This window comes from Pseudomonas sp. B3G-3 (genome assembly GCF_028640915.1).
Taxonomy (GTDB): Bacteria; Pseudomonadota; Gammaproteobacteria; order Pseudomonadales; family Pseudomonadaceae; genus Aquipseudomonas; species Aquipseudomonas chlororaphis_I.
In genome coordinates, this window is the sequence record NZ_JAQZAB010000121.1 from 72,510 (window position 1) to 96,707 (window position 24,198).

Sequence of the window (24,198 nt, forward strand, 5' to 3'; positions counted from 1 at the left end):
CGAAGAGTCCGGCTTCTTCTTTTTCTTCTTGCCGAAGAGGCGTTGGAACAAGCTCTTGATGTAACTCATGGCAGACTCCTTTAAAGAACATCGAGGATGATTTTCGAGACGAAATCATTCCCCTGGTCGGTGAAGTGAATACGGTCGACGAACAACCACTGTTCAGGCCGCAGGGCCTCGGACAGCAGCGGCGTAATGTTCACGAAACGCACGCCCATCTTCTGTGCGCCCTCGCGCAGGCGGGCGGCATAGGCCTCGCAGACGCTGGGTTGCAGGATGTCGCCATAGACCTCGCTGAAACTGCCGGCGCGATCCAGCTCGGCGAACAGCTGCTCTTCCTCGTCGCAGCCCTTTTCCCGGACCCAGCCGGCCAGCGGCTGCAGAATGAAGGTCAGCTTGGCACCCATGTCGGCCGCCAGCGCGCGCCAGGTATCCAGGTGACGCAGGGTCAGGTCGGCGGCGTAGTCGATCTGCTCTTCCATGGTCGGTGGCGGCTCGGGCGTCGGCTCTTCCTGCTCCTTGCCGAGCAAGGCGCGGAACATGCCGCGCTTGGGCGCCTGGGACTCCGGACGCATGGCGTCGAAGAATTGGTTGCAGTTGAAGAAAGCGCCGTGTTCGCCACGGCTGCTTTGTGGCTGGCGGGCCAGCCCCAGGTTGTTGAACCCGGAAAACAGCACGATTTCGTCGACCTTGGGCAGCAAATGACGGTAAAGGGTGAAGAGCGTCAGTTCCTGGGTCGAGTTGAAACTGCGTCCGCCGAAGTTGATCCAGGGTTTGCTGTCCGGATCGTTCTCGGCCAGGCGCGAAGGCAATGTCCAGGCATCCGAACTGGCACCGATGCCAAACACGGTCGAGCTACCGGCCAGCACCCGCACGCTCTTGGCGTGACGGCTGTTGGCCACTGAATACTGTATGCCCAGCAGTTCCGAATAGCGGAAGCCCGAGGTATCTGTATTGACCACCTCCGAACGGTGGTCGGTAGGATGGAAATACATCAAATAAGGCAGCCAGCGAACCTCACCACCGTCGGTGAACTTCTGCTCGTACTCAGCCATCTGTGGAGTCAGTTTGATCCTTGCCGTCATTACCCTGCTCTTCCTTGAGAAGTCATCGTCTAAAGTAGCCTGAGGGGGAAGCCCGTTATACGTTGCCCGGGGGGACTCTGAATTGCGTCGCAACTGTATTTAAGAACAACCAGTACAGTGCGATGCGGGCCATCTTCCCAAAGGCAACCACTGTCTTATAGGTACACGCCGGATGATTTTTCTCAGTACAGATTGCTTTTTTGCCTCTAAAAATTTTCAAAAAAAGTGGAATCTGTAACTTTTTATACGACAGATGAGTCGCTACAGTCCCCCGCATGACTCGATACCTGAATCTCGCCGAATACATCAGCAGCCGCATTGAGCAGGGGTTATACGGGCCGGGGGAGCGTTTGCCTTCGGTGCGGGCCCTGAGCCTCGAGCACGGCGTCAGCCTCACCACCGTGCAACAGGCCTATCGGGTTCTGGAAAGCTCGGGACTGGCTATCCCCAAGCCCAAGTCGGGCTATTTCGTCCCGGCCGGCCGGCGTTTGCCGGAGTTACCGAAGATGGGACGGCCGTCGTTGCGGCCTGTGGATATCTCCCAGTGGGACCTGGTGCAGGACCTGATGCGCCAGGAGCAGAACGCCAATGCCATTCAACTGGGTTGCGGCATGCCCGACACCACGGCGCCGACCCTCAAGCCGCTGCTGACCGCCCTGGCGCGGATCAGCCGACGCAGCGACAGCCCGAGCCTGCAATACAACCACCTGCAAGGTGTGCTGAGCCTGCGCGAGCAGATTGCCCGCCTCGGCGTCGACTCCGGTTGCCGCCTGACGCCCGCGGAAATCGTCGTCACCAGCGGCTGCCAGGAAGCCCTGTCCATCGCCATCCGCGCCCTGTGCGAACCCGGCGACATCGTGGCCATCGCTTCCCCCTGCTTTCACGGCATCATCCAGTTGCTCAAGGCCGCCGGCCTCAAGGCCCTGGAGATTCCCACCGACCCGGTCACCGGCATCAGCCTGGAAGCCATGGAAATGGCCCTGGAACAGTGGCCGATCAAGGCCATCCAGCTCACGCCCAATTGCAACAACCCGCTGGGCTACATCATGCCGGACGATCGCAAGCGCGCGATGATCCGCCTGGCCCAGCGCTACGACGTGCCGATCATCGAAGACGATATCTATGGCGACCTGGCGTTCCGCTACCCGCGGCCGCGCACCCTGAAGTCATTCGACGACGACGGGCGCGTGCTGCTGTGCAGTTCCTTCTCGAAAACCCTGGCGCCGGGCCTGAGGATCGGCTGGATCGCCCCGGGGCGTTACCTGCCGCAAGTGCTGCACATGAAATACGTCGGCTCCGGCACTACCGCAACCCAGCCGCAACTGGCGGTGGCCGAATTCATTGCCAAGGGTCATTACCTGCCGCACCTGCGGCGGATGCGCAAACAGTACCAGCGCCATCGCGACCTGATGACCGAGTGGGTCAGCCGCTACCTGCCGGAAGGCACCCGGGTCAGCAAACCCCAGGGCGGGTTCACCTTGTGGGTGGAGTTGCCGGACGAGTTCGACACCTACACCCTGAACCGGCTGCTGGAAGCCGAGGACATCCAGATCGCCAACGGCAATATCTTTTCCGCGGCCGGCAAGTACCGCAATTGCCTCAGGCTGAACTTTGCCGGCGTGCCCAACCGCAAGATCGAACAGGCGATCAACAAGATCGGCCTGGCAGTCGCGCAACTGCTCCCTGCCTGACAGCCCCTCGCCGCGGCGGCGAGGGCCATCAACGGATCAAGCCCTGGCCGCGCGCCACAGTTTGTGACACCACTACCACCACCTACTCTATCAACAGGCTCGTCGAAACTTGCTCAAGGACAGGACACACGGCGCCAGCTGGTAAGAGCTTTTTGTGCCCACTACCCAGCTTGCCGAGCAAACGGTTCAATTGCAGCATCTGAAACCGCTGACACCAACAGGCAATCGTGTGGAGTGAGAAACCGCTCAAACGAACGATCCTTATCTGCGAAAAACCTTGGGTTAGCAGCAAGATTACTCAGCCGCGTCGACCATCGACCTGACGGATGCTTGCCGTGCGCACTCGGCAACTCAGTTCAGCCTGCTCTTCTGGGCGAAGGGCAATTTCCTGGACGTTCGCTTGCACTCCCGTGAATGACAGAGGATGTGCAGGTAAGGCTCACAGAAATGTCATTACGAAAACAGCATACTGATGAGATCGAGCCGGCCGACCAGCTGACAGAGCCAATCTTGCGTATCATTAAAATATACTACATAATTTAAGATTTGAATTTTAAAATCAAATCCATCTTTTAATGCAGAGTATTAATGAGCCGTCTACCTGCCTGTTTCGCGGATCTCAAATCTGATAATTCTCGCTCCTCAGCCATGGACGGGGTTAGAGCCATAGCCGCCCTTTTGGTTGCAGCAGGTCATTATGGCCTGATATCTCAAAACGCCAACAAAATACCCGTATGGATTTTCTTCTGCCTTAGCGGGTATTTATTAAGCGAGCAGGGATTGAAATTAGATTTCAGCAAACTAACAGTTGCAGCCTCATTTTTTAAGCGCCGCATCTTTAGATTATACCCCTTGTACCTTTTTGCAATCATTCTATGCAGCATATTTGGCTCTCCAAATGTCAATGAAAAAGGCTGGCACTATTTTTTAACTCGAAGCACTTTCTATTATGCAGAAGGCTTTTTCTGGACGATAAAACAAGAATTTATCTTCTATGCAATCATGCCGCTAATAATTTTAATTCTGCTTCCATTGAAAACCAGGCCAATTACTTGTGCCACGGTACTCATTGCACTAGCAGTTGCGACGTGCTCAGATATATTTAGTGAAACATTCACGGTTGCAGCAGACCAATCGAATTTAAAAACTCTATACTTTGCACCATTCCTGACTGGCATGGCTGGCGCCTATCTACAAAGTACTATTTTCGAAGCCAAAGCTGCAAACACAGCAGCAAAATATATAATGAGTATAACGCTGTACGTTGCTGTCGCTTTTTTAGGGTATATAAATTTTACCATTCCTCAGGGTGAATTTTTCCACTCCGAACTGGCAATCAATTCAATTATCCAAAGCATGCCTGCCATGCTTGCAATACTTGTTCTACTAAGAGCACTGCCACAGCACCCCATTTCAAGGTTCTTCAGCACGCTGCCATTGAGAGCTATCGGCATAGTAGGCTACAGCTTTTATATGTGGCACTGGCCTGTCAACATAATACTAGAGAAAATATATGTCTTTCATGGCTGGCCGAAGCTATTGATTACCGGTTCTATCACATACATTGTCTCCTGTTTTACCTACTGCCTCATTGAAAAGCCCTTCATGAATTTTTCAAAAAAAACCAGCACCAATGCAACTTCGAAAAGCCAAGCCAGCGAGATCGCATCATGAGCTTTAAAAAAATACTAGTCTATATTGAACCTTGGATTGAAGATGCAAAACCTGGCTGGAAGAGAAACTACATTTGGTGGCTAGGAGACATAGTCAACACATTAAAATCAAACTCCTCATTATCGACCGAGGTTCGATTCATTCTAGGTGATGATTGCGCTTCTTTTTGGAGCACACACAAAAACACTGAAGCGACCCCCATTACAATAACTCAACAAGAGTTAAAGAGAGTATTTCCGAACTCGAGAACAGCCCTAAAGTCTTGGCTACAAGGCACCTATTCAACTGAGCAAATTAAAGGGATGGCAGATCTCGTCTCATCTAAGCTTGATGATTTTGAGCCAGAGGTGATATTTACGATTACCCCATGTCCTTTCCTTGAGTATCGATATCCCAATGCAATGATTCTCTACCGGGATGCGCTATATTGCCGGGAACCTTGGCCAGACGAGATGACATGTCTCGACCCCTTGGGAATTAATGTTCACAGCGCCATCAATAAGTTATCAGCTGAAATTCTGGCCCTACCAAACACAAACGAAAGTGATGAGTTTTATCTTGCCATCAGGAAAATATTTTTAGAGTGCGAGTCAGCCGACAACCCTTTCTCGACGACAATAAAAACATTAAGAGAAGCCCATAAAAATATTGTCTTGCTCGCACTACAATCAACCGGCCATTACAACTTTTATAGCGCTACAGAGTTTTCAAACCAATTCGAATACCTTTGCCATGTTTTGGACTCCATAGAAGAGAACATCGGCGTAATTGTTACACAGCACCCAGACGACCCGACACTCACCCTCGAAACAATCGATTTTTTAAAGAGCAAATACTCGAATTTTATCTATATCGATAGTACAGAAAACTACCATGCACCATCCCAACTGCTTTTAGAGCTAGTAGACGGTTTGATAAGCGTAAGCTCTGGCCTGTGCTACCAAGCACTACTATGGAATAAACCAATATTCATCATAGGAAGCTCTCACTTTCTACCTTATGGGGAAAAGTGCGAACTGGGAAACATGGCATCACACCTTAATCAAAACCGCCCTATCAGAACCGGTACAATACACTGGTTACTGACTCACTACTTCTTCAGTTATAGCTATCTAAAAAACAAAGATTGGTTACCCAATCATTTAAAAACACTAGAAACCAATCTAGCCAAAGGAGGAAGCACTCTATCGATCTTCCCTAAAATAGACTCAACACAGGAAATACTTAGAAATCTAGAAGACAAGAAAAGAGAAACCTTGAAACTTAGAAACGCCAAAACTCAGCCCATAGATACCCAGCACAGCGAAGAACTCGAGTCAAAAATAAGCGAACTAACCGCAAAGATAGCACTGCACGACGAGGCTTTGGCTCATACACACAAGGTCATTCAAGAGAAAGACATATTCATCACCACCCTACACAACCACAATCTAACCTTAGAACATGAAATCAAAAACTCAAAACTTTCAACACCCCAAAAAATATTGAGTTTCTTTAGAAAAAACCTAGTACAGTCGCGCCGAAATCTCTAACATCGCCGAGCAGACACAAAAGAACCTCCAGCGCTCAGCTGACAAAATAGTCAAAAGAATTATAAACTGACGCGCCCCTGGGCCTTGCACTTATGTCCAAGGCCCAGGTTGACCGCTCTCGACCTAAGTGACCGCTCCATACATTACTGGTGTTCAGCCGGGCTGTTCGTAATTATGATTATTTATCGACTGGACTTTACGACGGATAGTGCCATAAGTACTCAACCCAGCTTCTATCGTAGCCACAAGTTAAGCTAACCCCATCTATAGGTGCAGCATCCACTGATAAGCTGAAACATTGGCGCCATGTGGATATGCATGCACTGAATGCACTCGTACTGTGCAACTTGGAGCATTTGATAAAAAGACTAACGTCCTAGCGGATCGCACTCTTGATCTTGCTCTTCTCGAAGGCCACCAGATCGGTTACCGGGTCTATCACGGCTTCGATCAGTTGCTGGAGCTCAGCGTGCCCCTCGCCGCGGCGGCGAGGGCCATCAACGGATCATGCCCTGGCCGCGCGCCACAGCTTGCCACCCAGCGACACCACGACCAGTACCGCGGCGCCGGCGATGATGCCGGCCACGGCATTGAGCAGCGTCGGCATGATCAGCGAAAACCCGCCAACCACCTCGGCCGTGTGCGCCGTGACAGTCTCGATCCAGTGATGCGCCGCCGGCACGCCGTGGGTCAGGATGCCGCCGCCGACCATGAACATGGCCGCGGTGCCGATTACCGAGAGGCTTTTCATCATGTAGGGCGCTGCGCGCAGGATCGCGCCGCCGATGCTTTTTGCGACCTGGCCCGGCTTCTGCGTCAGCCACAGGCCGAGGTCGTCGAGCTTGACGATGCCGCCCACCAGGCCATACACGCCGACGGTCATGACGATGGCGATGCCCGAAAGCACCACCACCTGCTGCATCAACGGCGCGTCGGCGACGGTGCCCAGGGTAATGGCGATGATCTCGGCCGAGAGAATGAAGTCAGTGCGGATCGCGCCCTTGATCTTGGTCTTCTCGAAGGCCACCAGATCGGTGGCCGGGTCCGCCACGGCTTCGATCAGTTGCTGGTGCTCGGCCTGATCCTCGGCCTTGCTGTGGAGAAACTTGTGGGCGAGCTTTTCAAAGCCCTCGAAGCACAGGTAGGCACCGCCGAGCATCAGCAGCGGTATCACCAGCCAGGGCGCGAAGGCACTGATGGCCAGCGCCGCGGGCACCAGGATCAGCTTGTTCAGGAACGAGCCCTTGGCCACCGCCCAGACCACTGGCAATTCGCGCTCGGCGCGCACCCCGGAAACCTGCTGGGCATTGAGCGCGAGGTCGTCCCCCAGCACCCCGGCGGTCTTCTTCGCCGCCATCTTGGTCATCAGCGCCACGTCGTCGAGTACCGTGGCAATATCGTCGATCAGCACCAGCAAACTGCTTCCGGCCATGGATCAGGGTTCCTTGAGGTCATAAATGTTGCGAAGCATAGCGCGCAACGAGGGCCGGCGGGGCATTCTTGAGCCTCGCGCAAGGCCGGTGCTACCATGCGCAACCGCCCGAACAGGCAAGGAATCACCTGGTTTATGAGCACCATCCGCGAGCGCAACAAAGAACTGATCCTGCGTGCCGCCAGTGAAGAGTTTGCCGACAAAGGCTTCGCTGCGACCAAAACCAGCGACATCGCGGCCAAGGCGGGGCTGCCCAAACCCAACGTCTACTACTACTTCAAATCCAAGGAAAACCTCTACCGCGAGGTCCTGGAAAGCATCATCGAGCCGATCCTCCAGGCTTCGACCCCGTTCAACGCCGACGGCGTGCCCAGCGAAGTACTGAGCGGCTACATCCGCTCGAAGATCCGCATCTCCCGCGACCTGCCCTTCGCCTCCAAGGTGTTCGCCAGCGAGATCATGCACGGTGCCCCGCACTTGAGCCCGGACCAGGTCGAGCAGCTCAACGCCCAGGCCAAGCACAACATCGATTGCATCCAGACCTGGATCGATCGTGGCCAGATCGCGCCCATCGACCCGCACCACCTGATGTTCAGCATCTGGGCCGCGACCCAGACCTACGCCGACTTCGACTGGCAGATCTCGGTGGTGACCGGCAAGGCCAAGCTGGACGAGTCCGATTACGAAGCCGCCGCCCAGACCATCATCCGCCTGGTGCTCAAGGGCTGCGAAACGGACCAGTAAGGCAGCCCCTGTAGCCGCTGCCGCAGGCTGCGATAAGGCCGAAGGTCTTCAGCGATCTTCAGATCTTGCGCACCCGTGGTGTGCGATCGCAGCCTGCGGCAGCAGCTACACGGCTACAGATCAGGCACTCACACCCGCATCCGCCCGCAAGCCCTGCGCCTCGATGGCGCTGATCGCACATTGCTCGTCGATGTCCGAGGTGTCGCCACTGATGCCGATCGCACCCACCACCACCCCCTGCTGATCACGAATCAACACCCCACCCGGCGCCGGCACCACGCTGCCCTGCCCCAGGCTATTGAGCGCGGCGATAAAGGCCGGCCGCTGCTGCGCATCCAGCGCCAGCAGGCGCGAGCCCTTGCCCAGGGCGATCGCGCCCCAGGCCTTGCCGATGGCGATCTGTGGCCGTAGCAGGCTGGCCCCGTCTTCGCGCTGCAAGGTCACCAGATGCCCGCCGGCATCGAGCACCGCAATGGTCAAGGGTGCCGCGCTGATCTCACGGCCAAAGGCCAGGGCCTTGCCGGCCAGGCTGACTGCAACGTTCAAGGTTAAAGCGCTCATGGGTGCCGTCCTTATTTTGTTATTGGGAAAAATTGGGGTGTTCCGATAAGAAGATCGATACAACAAATAGAACACAACAAACTTTGTTTTTGTATACAATAATTTTCGCAAATCCCTGCTTCCGACGAAAAGCTGCCTGTTTATCGGCACCGGACGAACGCATCCAAGCGCGAGAGAAAATGGATTGACCTGCGACACTCGCCATGAATACACTCAGCGCAAAGCCACTTGTATACAATTACAAAACGTAAGAGGCACAAAACCATGAGCAAAATGAGAGCAATCGAAGCCGCCGTTCTGGTGATGCGCCGTGAAGGGGTCGATACCGCTTTCGGCATCCCGGGTGCCGCCATCAACCCGCTGTACTCCGCCCTGCAAAAGGTCGGCGGCATCGATCACGTCCTCGCTCGCCACGTTGAAGGCGCCTCGCACATGGCCGAGGGTTACACCCGTACCAAAGCCGGCAACATCGGCGTGTGCATCGGCACCTCCGGCCCTGCCGGCACCGACATGGTCACCGGCCTGTACAGCGCCTCGGCCGACTCGATCCCGATTCTCTGCATCACCGGCCAGGCCCCGCGGGCCCGCCTGCACAAGGAAGACTTCCAGGCCGTCGACATCACCAGCATCGTCAAGCCGGTGACCAAGTGGGCGACCACCGTCCTGGAACCGGGCCAGGTGCCCTACGCCTTCCAGAAAGCCTTCTATGAAATGCGCTCCGGCCGCCCCGGCCCGGTGCTGATCGACCTGCCGTTCGACGTGCAAATGGCCGAGATCGAATTCGACATCGACGCCTACCAGCCGCTGCCGCTAGCCAAGCCTTCGGCGAGCCGGGTCCAGGTCGAAAAGGCCCTGGCCCTGCTGGATCAGGCCGAGCGGCCGTTGCTGGTTGCCGGTGGCGGCATCATCAATGCCGATGCCAGCGAACTGCTGGTGGAATTCGCCGAACTGACCGGCATCCCGGTCATCCCGACCCTGATGGGCTGGGGCAGCATCCCCGACGATCACCCGCAGATGGTCGGCATGGTCGGCCTGCAGACCTCCCACCGCTACGGCAACGCCACCCTGCTCAAGTCGGATGCGGTCCTGGGCATCGGCAACCGCTGGGCCAACCGCCACACCGGTTCGGTGGACGTCTACACCGAGGGTCGCAAGTTCATCCACGTGGACATCGAGCCGACCCAGATCGGCCGGGTGTTCACCCCGGACCTGGGCATCGTCTCCGACGCCAGCTCGGCGCTGACTGTGTTCATCGAAGTCGCTCGCGAATGGCAGGCCGCCGGCAAGCTGAAGAACCGCAGCGCCTGGCTGCAGGATTGCCAGCAGCGCAAGTCGAGCCTGCAACGCAAGACCCACTTCGACAACGTGCCGGTCAAGCCGCAGCGTGTGTATGAAGAGATGAACCAGGTGTTCGGCAAGGACACCTGCTATGTCAGCACCATCGGCCTGTCGCAGATTGCCGGCGCGCAGTTCCTGCACGTGTACAAGCCACGCCACTGGATCAACTGCGGCCAGGCCGGCCCGCTGGGCTGGACCATTCCTGCGGCGCTGGGGGTGGTCAAGGCCGACCCGAGCCGCAAGGTGGTGGCGCTATCGGGCGACTATGACTTCCAGTTCATGATCGAAGAGCTGGCCGTGGGCGCGCAGTTCAAGCTGCCGTACATCCACGTGGTGGTGAACAACTCCTACCTGGGCCTGATCCGCCAGGCGCAGCGCGGTTTCGACATGGACTACTGCGTGCAGCTGTCCTTCGACAACCTCAACGCCCCGGAACTCAACGGCTACGGCGTGGACCACGTCGCGGTCGCCGAAGGCCTGGGCTGCAAGGCGCTGCGGGTATTCGAGCCCGCGGGCATCCAGCCGGCCCTGCGCCAGGCCCAGGAAATGCTCGAGCAGTTCAAGGTGCCGGTGATCGTCGAGATCATCCTGGAGCGTGTCACCAACATCTCCATGGGCACCGAGATCAACGCGGTCAACGAATTCGAAGACCTGGCGCTGGTCGGCAACGACGCCCCGACCGCGATTTCCCTGCTCGACTGACACCCCTATGTAGCCGCTGCCGAAGGCTGCGATCGCATCCGCAGGATGCGCAAGATCTCAGGATCGTCGAAGGCCTTCGGCCTTATCGCAGCCTGCGGCAGCGGCTACAGGGATTGATACCTCTACAGGAGACCACCATGCCGCGTTTTGCCGCCAACCTGTCCATGCTGTTCACCGAACAGGACTTCCTCGACCGCTTCAAGGCCGCCGCCGAGGCTGGCTTCAGTGGTGTCGAATACCTGTTTCCCTACGAATTCAGCTCCGCCGAGATCAAGGCGCAACTCGACGCCCACGGCCTGACCCAGGTGCTGTTCAACCTGCCTGCGGGCGATTGGGCCAAGGGCGAGCGCGGTATCGCCTGCCTGCCGGACCGGGTCGAAGAGTTCCGCGCCGGGGTCGACCTGGCCATCGCCTACGCCCAGGTACTGGGCAATACCCAGATCAACTGCCTGGCCGGCATCCGCCCACAAGGCGTCGACGATGCCACGGTGGAAAAGACCTTTATCGCCAACCTCAAGTACGCCGCCGAGAAACTCCAGGCCGCGGGCATCAAGCTGGTGATGGAAGCGATCAACACCCGCGACATCCCGGGCTTCTACCTGAACAACACGGCCCAGGCCCTGTCGATCCGCGAGCAGGTCGGCAGCAGCAACCTGTACCTGCAATACGACATCTACCACATGCAAATCATGGAGGGCGACCTGGCCCGGACCCTGTCCGGCCACCTGGACGCGATCAACCATGTCCAGCTGGCGGACAACCCGGGGCGTAACGAACCGGGCACCGGCGAGATCAACTACCACTTCCTGTTCGGGCACCTGGACAAGATCGGCTACCAGGGCTGGGTCGGCTGCGAATACAAGCCGCTGACCACCACCGAAGCCGGCCTGGGCTGGCTCAAGAGCCACAACGCAATCTGATCGCACACCGCGTCATCGTTCATCGCTGTAGGAGCGAGCTTGCTCGCGAAGGTCGTCAACGATGACGCAGGCATCCTGAATGAACACGGCGCCCTGCCATTTTTCGCGAGCAAGCTCGCTCCTACAGAGGGCGTGCTACCTAACAAAAAGAGGATTTTCTCATGGCTAAAATCGGATTCATCGGCACCGGCATCATGGGTCACCCAATGGCCTCCAACCTGCAAAAAGCCGGTCACAGCCTGTTCCTGTCCCAGCACCACGACGCGGCCCCGGCCGACCTGGTCGCCGCCGGCGCGGTCGCCCTGGCCAGCCCCAAGGAAGTGGCCCAGGAAGCCGAATTCATCATCGTCATGGTCCCGGATACCCCGCAGGTCGACGACGTGCTGCTGCGCGCCGACGGCGTGGCCGCGGGCGTCGGTCCGGGCAAGGTGGTGATCGACATGAGTTCGATCTCGCCGACCGCGACCAAGGCCTTCGCCGCCAGGATCAACGAGAAAGGCGCGCAGTACCTGGACGCCCCGGTGTCCGGCGGTGAAGTCGGCGCCAAGGCGGCGACCCTGAGCATCATGGTCGGCGGCGACAGCCAGGCCTTCGAGCGTGCCCTGCCGCTGTTCCAGGCCATGGGCAAGAACATCACCCTGGTCGGCGGCAATGGCGACGGCCAGACCGCCAAGGTGGCGAACCAGATCATCGTCGCCCTGAACATCCAGGCAGTGGCCGAGGCCCTGCTGTTCGCCGCGAAAAACGGCGCCGACCCGGCCAAGGTACGTGAAGCGCTGATGGGCGGCTTCGCCTCCTCGAAGATCCTCGAGGTGCACGGCGAGCGCATGATCAAGGGCACCTTCGACCCGGGCTTCCGCATCAGCCTGCACCAGAAGGACCTCAACCTGGCCCTGCAAGGCGCCAAGGAGCTGAACATCAACCTGCCCAACACCGCCAACGCCCAGCAAGTGTTCAGCACCTGCGCGGCCATCGGCGGCAGCAACTGGGACCACTCGGCGCTGATCAAGGGCCTGGAACACATGGCGAACTTCTCGATCCGCGACAAGTAAGAGAACGCCAGCAAATCCCCTGTAGCCGCTGCCGAAGGCTGCGATCGACTTGGGCGGCACTCCGACGCAGCAGGCGTGCACTTGCACATCGCAGGAAGGTTCTTCGAACCTTATCGCAGCCTTCGGCAGCGGCTACAGGTTGCGTTACAGCCACACCTCGAATAACAAGAAATCCGGGAGCCCGCCATGCCGGTCGATCCGCAACAATTCCTCCGTGAGCTGTTCGCCACAGCCATCGACGCTGCCCACCCGCAGCACGTCCTCGAAGCCCATTTGCCCAGCGACCGCAGCGGCCGGGTGATCGTCATCGGTGCCGGCAAGGCCGCCGCGGCCATGGCCCAGGTGGTCGAACGCTGCTGGTTGGGTGAAGTCAGCGGGCTGGTTGTCACCCGCTACGGCCACGGCGCCCCCTGCGAAAAAATCGAAGTGGTCGAAGCCGCTCATCCCGTACCCGATGCCGCTGGCCTGGCCGTGGCCAAGCGTGTGCTGGAACTGGTCAGCGACCTGTCGGAACAGGACCGGGTGATCTTCCTCCTGTCCGGCGGCGGTTCCGCCCTGCTGGCCCTGCCCGCCGCGGGCATCAGCCTGGCGGACAAGCAGTCGATCAACAAGGCCCTGCTCAAGTCCGGCGCCAGCATCGGCGAGATGAACTGCGTGCGCAAACACCTCTCGGCGATCAAGGGCGGCCGCCTGGCCAAGGCCTGCTGGCCAGCCACCCTCTACACCTACGCGATTTCCGATGTACCGGGCGACCTGGCCACGGTCATCGCCTCCGGCCCCACCGTGGCCGACCCCAGCACCTCGGCCGAGGCCCTGGCGATCCTCAAGCGTTATGCCATCGAGGTACCCGCGGCGGTGCGCACCTGGCTGCAAAGCCCGGAGTCGGAAACCGTCAAGCCCGGCGACCCGAGCCTGGCCCGCAGTCACTTCCAGCTGATCGCCCGGCCACAGCAATCGCTGGAGGCCGCCGCGGTGAAAGCCCGCCAGGCCGGTTTCAGCCCGCTGATCCTCGGCGACCTGGAAGGCGAGTCCCGCGAGGTGGCCAAGGTCCACGCCGGCATCGCCCGCCAGGTGGTGCTGCACGGCCAGCCGCTGGCGGCGCCCTGCGTGATCCTGTCCGGCGGTGAAACCACGGTCACCGTGCGCGGCAATGGCCGCGGCGGGCGCAATGCCGAATTCCTCCTGAGCCTCACCGAGAGCCTCAAGGGCCTGCCCGGCGTCTACGCCCTGGCCGGCGACACCGACGGCATCGACGGCTCCGAAGACAACGCCGGCGCGATCATGACCCCGGACAGCTACGCCCGCGCCGCCGCCCTGGGCCTGAATGCCAGCGACGAGCTGGACAACAACAATGGCTATGGCTACTTCGCGGCCCTGAACGGGTTGATCGTCACAGAGCCGACCCGCACCAACGTCAACGACTTCCGCGCCATCCTGATCCTCGAGAGCCCCAAACATGACGCCTGACAAAAAGGTCAAAATCCTCGCCACCCTCGGCCCGGCCATCGACGGCATCGACGACATCCGCGAGCTGGTGCAGGCCGGGGTGAATATCTTTCGCCTCAACTTCAGCCATGGCGACCACGCCGATCACGCCCAGCGTTACCAGTGGATCCGCGAAGTCGAAAAACAGCTGAACTACCCGCTGGGCATCCTGATGGACCTGCAAGGCCCGAAACTGCGGGTCGGCACGTTCGCCGAAGGCAAGGTCCAGCTGCATCGCGGCCAGGCCCTGCGCCTGGACCTGGACAGCACCCCGGGCGACCAGCGCCGGGTCAACCTGCCCCACCCGGAAATCCTCAAAGCCCTGGAGCCGGGCATGGACCTGCTGCTGGACGATGGCAAGCTGCGCCTGCGGGTCACCGCCAAACACGCCGACGCCATCGACACCACGGTGCTCAACGGCGGCGAACTGTCGGACCGCAAGGGCGTCAACGTCCCGCAAGCGGTGCTCGACCTCAGCCCGCTGACCGCCAAGGATCGCCGCGACCTGGACTTCGGCCTGGAGCTGGGGGTGGACTGGGTTGCCCTGTCGTTCGTGCAGCGCCCCGAGGACATTCATGAAGCCCGCGCGCTGATCGGCGACAAGGCATTCCTGATGGCCAAGATCGAGAAACCCTCGGCCGTCACCCAATTGCGCGAGATCGCCGAACTGAGCGACGCGATCATGGTGGCCCGTGGCGACCTCGGGGTGGAGGTGCCGGCCGAAAGCGTGCCGCAGATCCAGAAGAACATCATCGGCACCTGCCGCCAGCTGGGTAAGCCGGTGGTGGTGGCCACGCAGATGCTCGAATCCATGCGCTTCTCCCCCGCCCCGACCCGGGCCGAGGTCACGGACGTGGCCAACGCGGTGGCCGAAGGCGCCGACGCGGTGATGCTCTCGGCGGAAACCGCCTCCGGCGAATACCCGCTGGAGGCGGTGCAGATGATGAGCAAGATCATCCGCCAGGTGGAAAGCGGCCCGGACTACCAGACCCAGCTCGACGTCAGCCGGCCCCAGGCCGAAGCCACGGTGTCCGATGCCATCAGCTGCGCGATCCGCCGCATCAGCAGCATCCTGCCGGTGGCGGTGCTGGTGAACTACAGCGAGTCCGGCAGCTCCAGCCTGCGCGCGGCCCGGGAACGGCCGACGGTGCCGATCCTCAACCTGACGCCGAACCTGTCCACCGCGCGTCGCCTGACGGTGGCCTGGGGCGTGCACTCGGTGGTCAACGACCGCCTGCGCCAGGTCGACGAGGTCTGCTCCACCGCCCTGGAAATCGCCCAGGCGCAAGGCATGGCCAAACGCGGCGACACCCTGTTGATCACCGCAGGCGTGCCATTCGGCCAACCGGGCTCGACCAACTCGCTGCGCATCGAAACCCTGATCTGAGCCCTGTAGCCGCTGCCGAGCCTGCGAGGCTGCGATCGAAGTGGGCGGCACTCCGACGCAGTCCTCGCCAGGCCCGAGCACTGGACTTGCCTGGAACACGGCATTGCCTGATTGACGGCCGCTACGCGCCCGATCGCAGGCTCGGCAGCGGCTACAGGAGTCAACTTTCCATGCCTTCAGAACGCTTCAACGCCCACTGTCCCGACTGGGCCACCGCCCTGCTCAACGGCTTCAGCCAGATCTTCCTCCAGCGCCATCCGCTGTGCGGCCTGCTGTGCATGCTGGCCATCCTCCTGAGCGCTCCGGCGCTGCTCGGCGGTGCGCTGCTGGGCGGCGTGGCCGGGCTGCTCACCGCGCAGCGCCGAGGCTATGCCAAGGCCGACCGGCAAGCCGGGCTATTCAGCTACAACGGGGTCCTGCTCGGCCTGCTCCTGAGCCTGCGCTTCGACTGGTCGGTGCTGCTGCCACCGCTGATCATCGCCTGCGGCGGCCTCAGTGCGATCCTCACCCAGCAATGGCTCAAACGCGCCCGCGATCAATATTGTCTACCGGCCTACACCGCGCCCTTCGTCGGCCTCGGCTGGTTGCTGCTGGGCCTGGCCGCACCGCTGCCCGCCAGCGTCGACGCGCCCTGGGTCGAGCCCGATGCGCTGGCGCTGTTGCAGGCACTGATCCAGGGGCTCGGCCAGGTGATGTTCCTCGAACATCCGCTGGCCGGGGTGCTGATTGCCCTGGGGTTGCTGCTGGCTGATCGCCGGGCGGCCGCCTGGGCGCTGTTCGGCTCGGCGGCGGGCCTGGGCTTCGCCCTGCTGCAACAGGAACCTACCGGCGCCCTGCTGGGCCTTGGCGGCTACAACAGCGCCCTGGTGGCCCTGGCCCTGAGCCAGGACCGCCGCCGGTCCTGGCTGGCGCTGCCGGGTATGCTCCTGGCGCTGCTGCTCACCCCGGGCTTCGCCGCGCTGGGCCTGCCCGCTCTGACCGCACCCTTTATCCTCGCCTGCTGGCTGGTCCGCGCCGCGCTGCGGGTGCTGCGCCAGGCCGCCATGGACAGCACGCCTTGCGCTACCGGGGCCAATCCCCCTAGGCTTCGCTGACCTTCCATTCAGGCGAACAGCATGGACAGCAACACGGACAACAACCGGCACTGGCGCGAGCGTCTCTACGTCATGATTTTCCAGACCGACACCGTGGCCGGTCGACGCTTCGACAGCACCCTGTTGCTGATCATCCTCGCCAGCCTGGTGATCGTGATCCTCGACAGCATCGACGAGGTGCATCAGAACTACGCCAATGTGCTGGCCTATATCGAATGGGGTTTTACCCTGATCTTCGCCATCGAATACGGCCTGCGCCTGTACTGCTCGCCCAAGCCGCTGCGCTACGCCTTCAGTTTCTACGGGCTGGTGGACCTGCTGGCCATCGTGCCGGGGATCCTCGCCCTGTATTACAGCGACGCCCAGTACCTGCTGATCATCCGGGTGATCCGCATGCTGCGCATCTTCCGCGTGCTCAAGCTCAGCCCGTATCTCAAGCAGGCCAACTACCTGATGTCGGCGCTGCGCGGCAGCAAGCAGAAAATCATCGTGTTCCTGCTCAGCGTGTCGACCCTGGTCACGGTGTTCGGCACCCTGATGTATGTGGTCGAGGGGCCCGAGCATGGGTTCACCAGTATTCCCAAGGGCATCTACTGGGCCATCGTCACCCTGACCACCGTGGGCTTTGGCGATATCGTGCCGAAGACGCCGCTGGGCCAGGTGATTTCGTCCCTGGTGATGATCACCGGCTACTCGATCATCGCCGTGCCCACCGGGATCTTCACCGCGGAACTGGCCAATGCCCTGCGCGGCGAACAGCTCAAGCACGACTGCCCGGTGTGCAGGAAGAACGACCATGAGCACGGCGCCGCGTTCTGCTCGCGATGTGGCAATGCGTTGTTCCCGAAAGTGGTCCAGGGAAACTGAATAAGCAAAGCACTTTTTAATCTTTAAAGAGATATACCGCCCCGGCTATAGTCGGCGGCAAATTGCCTTCACTCTCGAATACTTCACTCTCAACAAAAAGGAATGTGCAGTGAAAAAACTCGTTAGCGCCTCTCTCCTGGCCGCCGGCCTGGCACTGGGCAGCGTCGCCCAGGCCGCCCCGACCCTGCTCAACGTTTCCTACGACGTGATGCGAGACTTCTACAAGGACTACAACAGCGCCTTCCAGAAGCACTGGCAGGCCGAGCACAACGAGAACATCACCCTGCAGATGTCCTTCGGCGGTTCCAGCAAACAGGCGCGCTCGGTGATCGACGGCCTGCCGGCCGACGTCATCACCATGAACATGGCCACCGACATCAACGCCCTGGCGGACAACGGCAAGCTGGTGCCGGACAACTGGGTGACCCGCCTGCCGAACAACAGCGCGCCTTTCACCTCGGCCACCGTGTTCATCGTGCGCAAGGGCAACCCCAAGGCCCTGAAAGACTGGCCGGACCTGCTCAAGGATGGCGTGCAGGTAATCGTGCCGAACCCGAAGACCTCGGGTAACGGCCGCTACACCTACCTGTCGGCCTGGGGGTATGTGCTGAAGAACGGCGGCGACGAGAACAAGGCCAAGGACTTCGTCGGCAAGCTGTTCAAGCAGGCGCCGGTGCTCGACACCGGCGGCCGCGCCGCCACCACCACCTTCATGACCAACCAGATCGGCGACGTGCTGGTGACCTTCGAGAACGAAGCGGAAATGATCGCCCGCGAATTCGGCCGCGATCAGTTCGAAGTCATCTACCCGAGCGTCTCCGCCGAAGCCGAGCCGCCGGTATCGGTGGTCGACAAGGTGGTTGACAAGAAAGGCTCGCGCGCCGCGGCCGAGGAATACCTGAAGTACCTGTGGTCGCCGCAAGGCCAGGAAATCGCCGCCAACAACTACCTGCGCCCACGGGACCCGAAAGTCCTGGCCAAGTACACCGATCGTTTCCCGAAAGTCGACTTCCTGTCGGTGGAAAAAACCTTCGGCGACTGGCGCACCGTGCAGAAGACCCACTTCAACGATGGCGGGGTCTTCGACCAGATCTACGGCGGGAAATAACCAGCCGGCCATAAAAAGCGACCTTCGGGTTAATGCCCATCAATTGAAAATAAGGAAATTGTAGGAGCGAGGCTTGCCCGCGATGGACTTGAGAGCACTGCGTTTACCCAGTAAGTGCGCGCTATCGTTAACGACCATCGCGAGCAAGCTTCGCTCCTACAGAGAATCACCTTCGCTTGACTGACTGGTATTAACGCTCGGGTCGCCTGGGATCTAAAGCCCGGCGGCAGCTTCGAACAACACTGCCTTCCCCGCCTGCTGCAGCTCCGGCAACATCGCCTCCGCCTCGATCTCGATCAGCCACTCGGGCAAGGACAGGCCGCTGACGATGATCCATGAAGACGCTGGCGGCTGCTGGGGGAAACGCTGCAGCAGCACCTGGCTGATCTGCTCCTGCTGCTCGCGGGCCGCTTCGGCGATGTAGATCCGCAGCATGACCACGTGGCTCAGGTCGCCGCCCGCCGCCGCCAGCACCCGGGCGATATTGTCGAAGCTCTGCTCGGTCTGCTCGCGCAACCCCGGGCCGACGCAGACCTCGCGCTCATCGACAGCCACCTGACCGGACAGCAGCAGGCGCCGCCCACCGCGTACCTCCACCGCCTGGCTGAAACCGTACTGCAGGGAATTGAAGACACTGGGCGGATTGAAGACTGACTTGTGCATGAGAACTCCGCTGCGATAGACGACCGCAAACCCTAAACCAAGCCCCTGCCCAAGGCCATCCGAAACCAGGCCGTTGAAACACCCGGCAACGTAACAGCCTGCCAGCTACATCGGCGGCGTCACCCCATCCTTGCCGGCGGAGATCGACTGCGCGGTGAGTGTGCCGTCCGCGCTCTGGGACACGAACATCACCACCTTGACCCCGGTCTTGAGCAGGCTGCGGTCACCCGGCACCAGGTTGACGATGGGCACATCGTCCGGCACCAGGATCGTCTGCTGGCCGCCCTTGTAGTTGACGGTCAGGGTCCGGCCGTTGCTCACCACCAGGTCGCCGACGCTGCCATTGGTCATGCTACTGCCCTTGACCAGGTCGAAGGGCCGATGACCGTCGCCGGTGCCGGCCATCTGCGGCGGGAACACATGGACCTCCAGCGCCTTGAGGCTGCCATCGGCCTGCGGCACGGCGGCCGAACCTATGTAGCTGCCGGGCTTGATGTCCTCGATGTTGGCCAGGGTCACGGCGCGGACCTGGGTCTGCGGTGTGAGGTTGATGGTGACGTTCTCGCCGCTGTTGACGTGGACCCGCACCGCGTCGCCGGCGATGCTGGTGATTTCCCCGCGCACGCCGATGCGCATGCCCGGCGCGTCCTGGGCCTGGGCCGGGCCGGCCAGCAGCAGTGCACCGAGGGTGATCGCTTGAGCGCCGCCGAGCAGGCGGCGAAGACACAGATTCATGGGACGGACTTCCTGTGATGAAAGGTGGTACAGACGTCGAAACGAAAGCACTCCAGCGTCCGCGGGACAATGAGCGAGCTATGGAACTGAATGTAAGTAAATGTATCATCGCAACGCGAGACCGGTCGTCTGCCGCTCTGCGCCGGTCTCGCCAGGCATTTATTCCTGCACGGCATGAATGCTATCGCTCGTCAGCTTCTACCGCGTCACGGGCCAGCCCCTTAGCCTCGCCCGCATCCCTTTCGCTGCAACGAGAATCGCCATGACTGCCACGACCCAGCGGCTGCCTGCCGCCACCACGACCATGACCCGCGGCATGGTGCTGCTGTTCGCCTTCTGCTGCGGCGCCATAGTCGCCAACATCTACTACGCCCAGCCGATCATCGAGCTGATCGCCCCGGACATCGGCCTGAGCAGCACCATGGCCAGCCTGATCGTGTCCCTGACCCAGATCGGCTACGCCCTGGGCCTGTTCTTCCTGGTGCCCCTGGGCGACCTGCTGGAAAACCGCCGGCTGATGATCCTCACCAGCCTGGTGGCCATCGCCAGCCTGCTGGGCGCCGCGTTCACCGAGCAGCCCAATGCCTTTCTGCTGGTCTCGCTGCTGATCGGCTTCAGCTCGGTGTCGGTGCAGATCCTGATTCCCCTGGCCGCGCACCTGACGCCGGAGGAGTCCCGTGGCCGGGTGGTCGGCGGCATCATGGGCGGCCTGCTGCTGGGCATCCTGCTGGCGCGTCCGGTGTCCAGCGTGGTGGCCGACCTGTTCGGCTGGCGCGCGATGTTCATTGCCGCCGCGGTGCTGATGGCCGCCATCAGTGTGGTCCTGCTGCTGACCGTGCCCAAGCGCCAGCCCGCCCACAGCGCCACCTACGGCCAGCTGCTGGGTTCGCTGGGCAGCCTGCTGCGCCAGCAACCGGTACTGCGCCAGCGAGCGTTTTACCAGGCCTGCATGTTCGCCACCTTCAGCCTGTTCTGGACCGCGGTGCCGCTAGAGCTGGCGCGCAACCACGGCCTGTCGCAAAGCCAGATCGCCCTGTTCGCCCTGGTCGGGGCTATCGGTGCCATTGCCGCGCCGATCAGCGGGCGCCTGGCGGATGCCGGCCACACCCGCGTCGCCTCGTTGCTGGCCATGCTGTTCGCCGCCCTGAGCTTTCTGCCGGCCTTTATCCACCCGGCCTACAGCGTCATCGGCCTGGCGGTGACCGGCGTGGTCCTGGATTTCTGCGTGCAGATGAACATGGTCCTTGGCCAGCGCGCGGTCTACGCGCTGGATGCCCATAGCCGCGGCCGCCTCAACGCGCTGTACATGACCAGCATCTTCATCGGCGGCGCCGTCGGCTCGTCGATTGCCAGCGCGGTGTACGAACACGCCGGCTGGCTGGGCATAGTCGGTGTCGGCAGCACCTTGCCGCTGCTGGCCCTGCTGCGTTTCCTGAGCACCTCGCAGAAGGCCCTGCCCGTCACGGCCTGAGTGCATCCTGATCCTCTCGGATCGCAAACCGGGGGGCCATGCTCGATCGTTCAAACACAAGGAGTCTCGATGGACCGGCTGGCAGCCATGCAAACCTTCGTTCATGTGGTGGAAAGCGGGTCTTTTTCCGCCGCCGCCCGGCTTCTGGATATCGGCCAGCCGGCCGTGTCGAAACCATCGCCCAGCTGGAGGCGCGGCTGGCGGTACGGCTGTTGCTGCGCTCGACCCGCGGCCTGACGCCCACTGAGGCCGGCATGGCATTTTTCGAGCGCGCCAGGCGGGCCCTCGAAGAGGCCGACGAAGCCGATCTGGCGGCGCGTGGGGCCGGTTCGGGGCTCAGCGGCACGCTGCGGATCTGCGCCGCGGTGACCTTCGCCCGCCTGCATATCGTGCCGCGCCTGGGGGCCTTTCTCGATCGCCATCCCGACCTCGACATCGACGTGGTGCTGGATGACCGCAATATCAATCTGGTGGAAGCCGGCATCGACGTCGCCCTGCGCATGGGGCCCTTGAGCGACTCCGGGCTGACCGCGCGGCGGATCGGCGAATGCCGGCGCGTGGTGCTGGCCACCCCCGACTACTTCGCCCGCCACGGCGAACCCGCCTGCCCCGCCGACCTGGGCCAGCACCAGGCGATCATCTACAGCCTCGGCGGCGGTGCCCACTGGCGCTTCGAACGGGGTGACGAACAGCAGTCGGTGACGGTCCGCGGGCGGATTCGCGTGAGTGCCGCGGAGGGGCTGCGCGAATCGGTGCTGGCCCACCAGGGGCTGACCCTGGCCTCGCAATGGATGTTCGCTCCCGAGCTGGCCAGCGGCGCGGTGCGCGAGGCGATGCCGGACTGGACGCTGCCCCGCCAGGAGCTATGGGCGGTGTTTCCCACCGGGCGGCTGACCAGCGCCAAGGCCCGGGCCTTCGTCGAGTTTGTCCAGCAGCAACTGGCCAGCCCCGGGCCAGACGCTGCCCAAGGCTGAGCCGGGGTGCGCGCGGATTCAGATCCGCTCGCGCACCAGCACTTCGACCTTGGCCGCCTCGCCCCACTGGCGCACCCGCTCGATCAGCGCCAGATCGGTCTCGCCCACCAGGTACAGGGTCTCGATCGACTGCTTGGCCGCCCACTCGACGAAGCCGCACTGCTCGAAGGTGCTGACAGACGCCAGCTGGAACTCGTTTTCATAGAACCCCGGCGCCACCGCGACCCGGGTGTCCTGGGCGCTGACCTCGGGCAGGAACGGACAGGCCAGGTGCACCACGTCCCACTTCGCCACGCGCCAGTTGTGCAGCGCTTCGTCGAAGCGGCTGCGGGCGCCGCGGACAAAACCCAGGCCGTCGATCACCATGCGCCGGTTGATGATCATCCACACTTTGCGCTTGCGCGGGGCCTTGAGCAGCACCTCGCCGGTGACCTTCGAGGCGCGCAGGGCCAGGGCGATTACCAGCAATACCGGAACGAAGTAGCGATAGACGGTCTCGGCGTTGGTGGCGCGGGTCAGCTGGTACAGTCTGGACACCTCGCCCCGGGCCTTACGCTGGTCGCCCAGGGTTTCATCCAGCCGGCCGAGCCAGGCCAGGACGGGCGGCGCCGAATACCGAGCACGAAGCTCATCCAGCGCCTGGACCACCGTCCCCACCGAGAGCGCCGTCAACTGCCCCTGCGCCGTTCTCTCTAGGGCAGCAAAACGCTGACAGAGCGCGTTCACCTGCGCGGTATCGGCGGCGCTATGGACAGTCGCGGCGGCACGGCAATGATCCGGCCCCAACAGATCGTCGATCTCGGCCTTGAGGCGCCTCTGGGTCGCGACTTCATGGGATTCGGCCAGTCGATAGTCGCTCTGGAACCATTCGGTCCTGACGTTCTGGGTCTCGCTGATCAGCGCCAGCGAGGCCAGCAGCAGCCAGCCGTAATCCACGCGCTTCCAGCCGACCTCGCCCAGGGGAAAGACCGAGATGAAGCTCCAGCAGAAGAAGTAGTAGAGGAAGATGAACAGCACCAGCAGGTACACCGGTGCCAGGGAGAAGTAGATCAGCTGCGGCACTTCGACATCGGCGAAGCCATGCAGGGCGAGCAGGACAGCGACAACACAGAGCCAGAAGGCCATGGGCGCGAAATAGGGTTTGTTCAGGCTTTTCTTCATCGGGCGCTCGGATGGCGATACTCAGGAACACCCCGGGGTATCGGCCATCCAACCGGCTGCTTGAACCGGCCCCGCCCGCGGTCCGCTCAGTGGTCGCGGCTTACCGCAAGCCGCTTACTGGAACTGGCGCCCCAGCCCCGACGGCACGCCGTGGATATCGGTCTCTTCCCATGGCCCGTCGGGGCTGATGGAACGGCTCCAACCGTTGTTCCAGCGGTAGTAGGTGCGCTGGCGGTAGAACGTGTTGGTCTGGTTATCCAGCACATAGACGCCCAGGCGCGGATCCCAGTGGCTGTTGCCACCCGGCGGCGGCGCGAAGCTCGCGGAAGTACGCGGCAGTGGCTTAGCCGGCTTGATCGGCGTGGCGGGTTTGCTCGGGGTGCTGGGCTGCGTCGGCTTGGTGCTGGGCTGCGCGGGCGGAATCGGTGGCAGGGTCTCGGGCGGCATCGGCTCCTGGACCGCACAGGCGCTCAACCCCAGGACCAGTGTTAACAGGGTGATGCGGGCAATGGCGGTCATGGC

General features: G+C 61.3%; 20 protein-coding genes and 1 pseudogene. 14 read left to right on the forward strand and 7 right to left on the reverse strand.

The features are described 5' to 3' along the window. Nucleotides 1-80: 80 nt before the first annotated feature. A complete protein-coding gene (locus PVZ80_RS24595; RefSeq protein WP_009047751.1) occupies nt 81-1,085 on the reverse strand; it encodes an inducer of phenazine A in 1,005 nt (334 codons plus the stop codon). Nucleotides 1,086-1,360: 275 nt separating this feature from the next. Between PVZ80_RS24595 and PVZ80_RS24600 the strand changes: the two genes are divergently transcribed. The 3 genes from PVZ80_RS24600 to PVZ80_RS24610 all read left to right on the forward strand — a co-directional run bounded on the left by PVZ80_RS24600 (nt 1,361) and on the right by PVZ80_RS24610 (nt 5,982). After that, entirely contained in the window at nt 1,361-2,776 is a 1,416-nt protein-coding gene (locus PVZ80_RS24600) for an aminotransferase-like domain-containing protein (RefSeq protein ID WP_009047750.1), read from the forward strand. 588 nt (nt 2,777-3,364) lie between these two features. Then, nucleotides 3,365-4,450: an acyltransferase family protein gene (locus PVZ80_RS24605; RefSeq protein WP_273864703.1), complete on the forward strand. Its 1,086-nt coding sequence runs from the start codon at nt 3,365-3,367 to the stop codon at nt 4,448-4,450. Then, nucleotides 4,447-5,982 (forward strand): capsular polysaccharide export protein, LipB/KpsS family, encoded by a 1,536-nt coding sequence (locus PVZ80_RS24610; RefSeq protein ID WP_273864704.1) that lies wholly within the window; start codon nt 4,447-4,449, stop codon nt 5,980-5,982. Before PVZ80_RS24605 ends, PVZ80_RS24610 begins: the two co-directional genes overlap by 4 nt. Nucleotides 5,983-6,487: 505 nt before the next feature. Here PVZ80_RS24610 and PVZ80_RS24615 read toward each other — a convergent pair. Further along, a complete protein-coding gene (locus PVZ80_RS24615; protein ID WP_016702222.1) occupies nt 6,488-7,414 on the reverse strand; it encodes a DUF808 domain-containing protein in 927 nt (308 codons plus the stop codon). A 135-nt stretch (nt 7,415-7,549) separates the two neighbouring features. Here PVZ80_RS24615 and PVZ80_RS24620 point away from each other — a divergent pair, with 135 nt between their 5' ends. Beyond that, the gene (locus tag PVZ80_RS24620; protein ID WP_009047748.1) at nt 7,550-8,158 is read left to right on the forward strand and encodes a TetR/AcrR family transcriptional regulator; all 609 of its coding nucleotides are present in this window, start codon (nt 7,550-7,552) and stop codon (nt 8,156-8,158) included. A gap of 120 nt (nt 8,159-8,278) precedes the next feature. Here the strand turns inward: PVZ80_RS24620 and PVZ80_RS24625 are convergent, their stop codons facing one another. Beyond that, entirely contained in the window at nt 8,279-8,719 is a 441-nt protein-coding gene (locus PVZ80_RS24625; protein ID WP_009047747.1) for a GlcG/HbpS family heme-binding protein, read from the reverse strand. A 264-nt stretch (nt 8,720-8,983) separates the two neighbouring features. Between PVZ80_RS24625 and gcl the strand changes: the two genes are divergently transcribed. From gcl to PVZ80_RS24665, 8 genes are all read left to right on the forward strand, one after another. Continuing rightward, nucleotides 8,984-10,759 (forward strand): glyoxylate carboligase, encoded by a 1,776-nt coding sequence (gene gcl, locus PVZ80_RS24630; protein ID WP_053268504.1) that lies wholly within the window; start codon nt 8,984-8,986, stop codon nt 10,757-10,759. Between the two features lie 137 nt (nt 10,760-10,896). Beyond that, entirely contained in the window at nt 10,897-11,679 is a 783-nt protein-coding gene (gene hyi, locus PVZ80_RS24635; RefSeq protein ID WP_273864705.1) for a hydroxypyruvate isomerase, read from the forward strand. Between the two features lie 161 nt (nt 11,680-11,840). Next, nucleotides 11,841-12,731 (forward strand): 2-hydroxy-3-oxopropionate reductase, encoded by an 891-nt coding sequence (locus PVZ80_RS24640; protein WP_009047744.1) that lies wholly within the window; start codon nt 11,841-11,843, stop codon nt 12,729-12,731. A 186-nt stretch (nt 12,732-12,917) separates the two neighbouring features. Further along, on the forward strand, nt 12,918-14,198 hold the full coding sequence (locus tag PVZ80_RS24645; RefSeq protein WP_053268502.1) for a glycerate kinase type-2 family protein: 1,281 nt from the start codon (nt 12,918-12,920) through the stop codon (nt 14,196-14,198). Then, the gene (pyk, locus tag PVZ80_RS24650) at nt 14,188-15,603 is read left to right on the forward strand and encodes a pyruvate kinase (protein ID WP_009047742.1); all 1,416 of its coding nucleotides are present in this window, start codon (nt 14,188-14,190) and stop codon (nt 15,601-15,603) included. Before PVZ80_RS24645 ends, pyk begins: the two co-directional genes overlap by 11 nt. Before the next feature lie 170 nt (nt 15,604-15,773). Further along, nucleotides 15,774-16,697: an urea transporter gene (locus PVZ80_RS24655; RefSeq protein ID WP_273864706.1), complete on the forward strand. Its 924-nt coding sequence runs from the start codon at nt 15,774-15,776 to the stop codon at nt 16,695-16,697. A gap of 21 nt (nt 16,698-16,718) precedes the next feature. After that, nucleotides 16,719-17,564: an ion transporter gene (locus tag PVZ80_RS24660; protein ID WP_028681918.1), complete on the forward strand. Its 846-nt coding sequence runs from the start codon at nt 16,719-16,721 to the stop codon at nt 17,562-17,564. Nucleotides 17,565-17,673: 109 nt separating this feature from the next. Continuing rightward, complete coding sequence (locus PVZ80_RS24665; RefSeq protein WP_016702230.1) at nt 17,674-18,672, forward strand: sulfate ABC transporter substrate-binding protein; 999 nt, start codon at nt 17,674-17,676, stop codon at nt 18,670-18,672. A 213-nt stretch (nt 18,673-18,885) separates the two neighbouring features. Here PVZ80_RS24665 and PVZ80_RS24670 read toward each other — a convergent pair whose 3' ends face one another. Continuing rightward, complete coding sequence (locus PVZ80_RS24670; RefSeq protein WP_041987153.1) at nt 18,886-19,335, reverse strand: RidA family protein; 450 nt, start codon at nt 19,333-19,335, stop codon at nt 18,886-18,888. 105 nt (nt 19,336-19,440) lie between these two features. Beyond that, a complete protein-coding gene (locus PVZ80_RS24675; protein WP_273864707.1) occupies nt 19,441-20,070 on the reverse strand; it encodes a DUF5666 domain-containing protein in 630 nt (209 codons plus the stop codon). Between the two features lie 262 nt (nt 20,071-20,332). Between PVZ80_RS24675 and PVZ80_RS24680 the strand changes: the two genes are divergently transcribed. Together PVZ80_RS24680 and PVZ80_RS24685 are read left to right on the forward strand one after the other, a co-directional pair. After that, entirely contained in the window at nt 20,333-21,541 is a 1,209-nt protein-coding gene (locus PVZ80_RS24680) for an MFS transporter (RefSeq protein ID WP_273864708.1), read from the forward strand. A 69-nt stretch (nt 21,542-21,610) separates the two neighbouring features. Continuing rightward, nucleotides 21,611-22,515, forward strand: a pseudogene (locus PVZ80_RS24685) (LysR family transcriptional regulator). 18 nt (nt 22,516-22,533) lie between these two features. Here the strand turns inward: PVZ80_RS24685 and PVZ80_RS24690 are convergent. Beyond that, on the reverse strand, nt 22,534-23,676 hold the full coding sequence (locus PVZ80_RS24690) for a hypothetical protein (RefSeq protein ID WP_273864709.1): 1,143 nt from the start codon (nt 23,674-23,676) through the stop codon (nt 22,534-22,536). A 114-nt stretch (nt 23,677-23,790) separates the two neighbouring features. After that, entirely contained in the window at nt 23,791-24,195 is a 405-nt protein-coding gene (locus tag PVZ80_RS24695; RefSeq protein ID WP_009047733.1) for a hypothetical protein, read from the reverse strand. Nucleotides 24,196-24,198 lie beyond the last annotated feature (3 nt).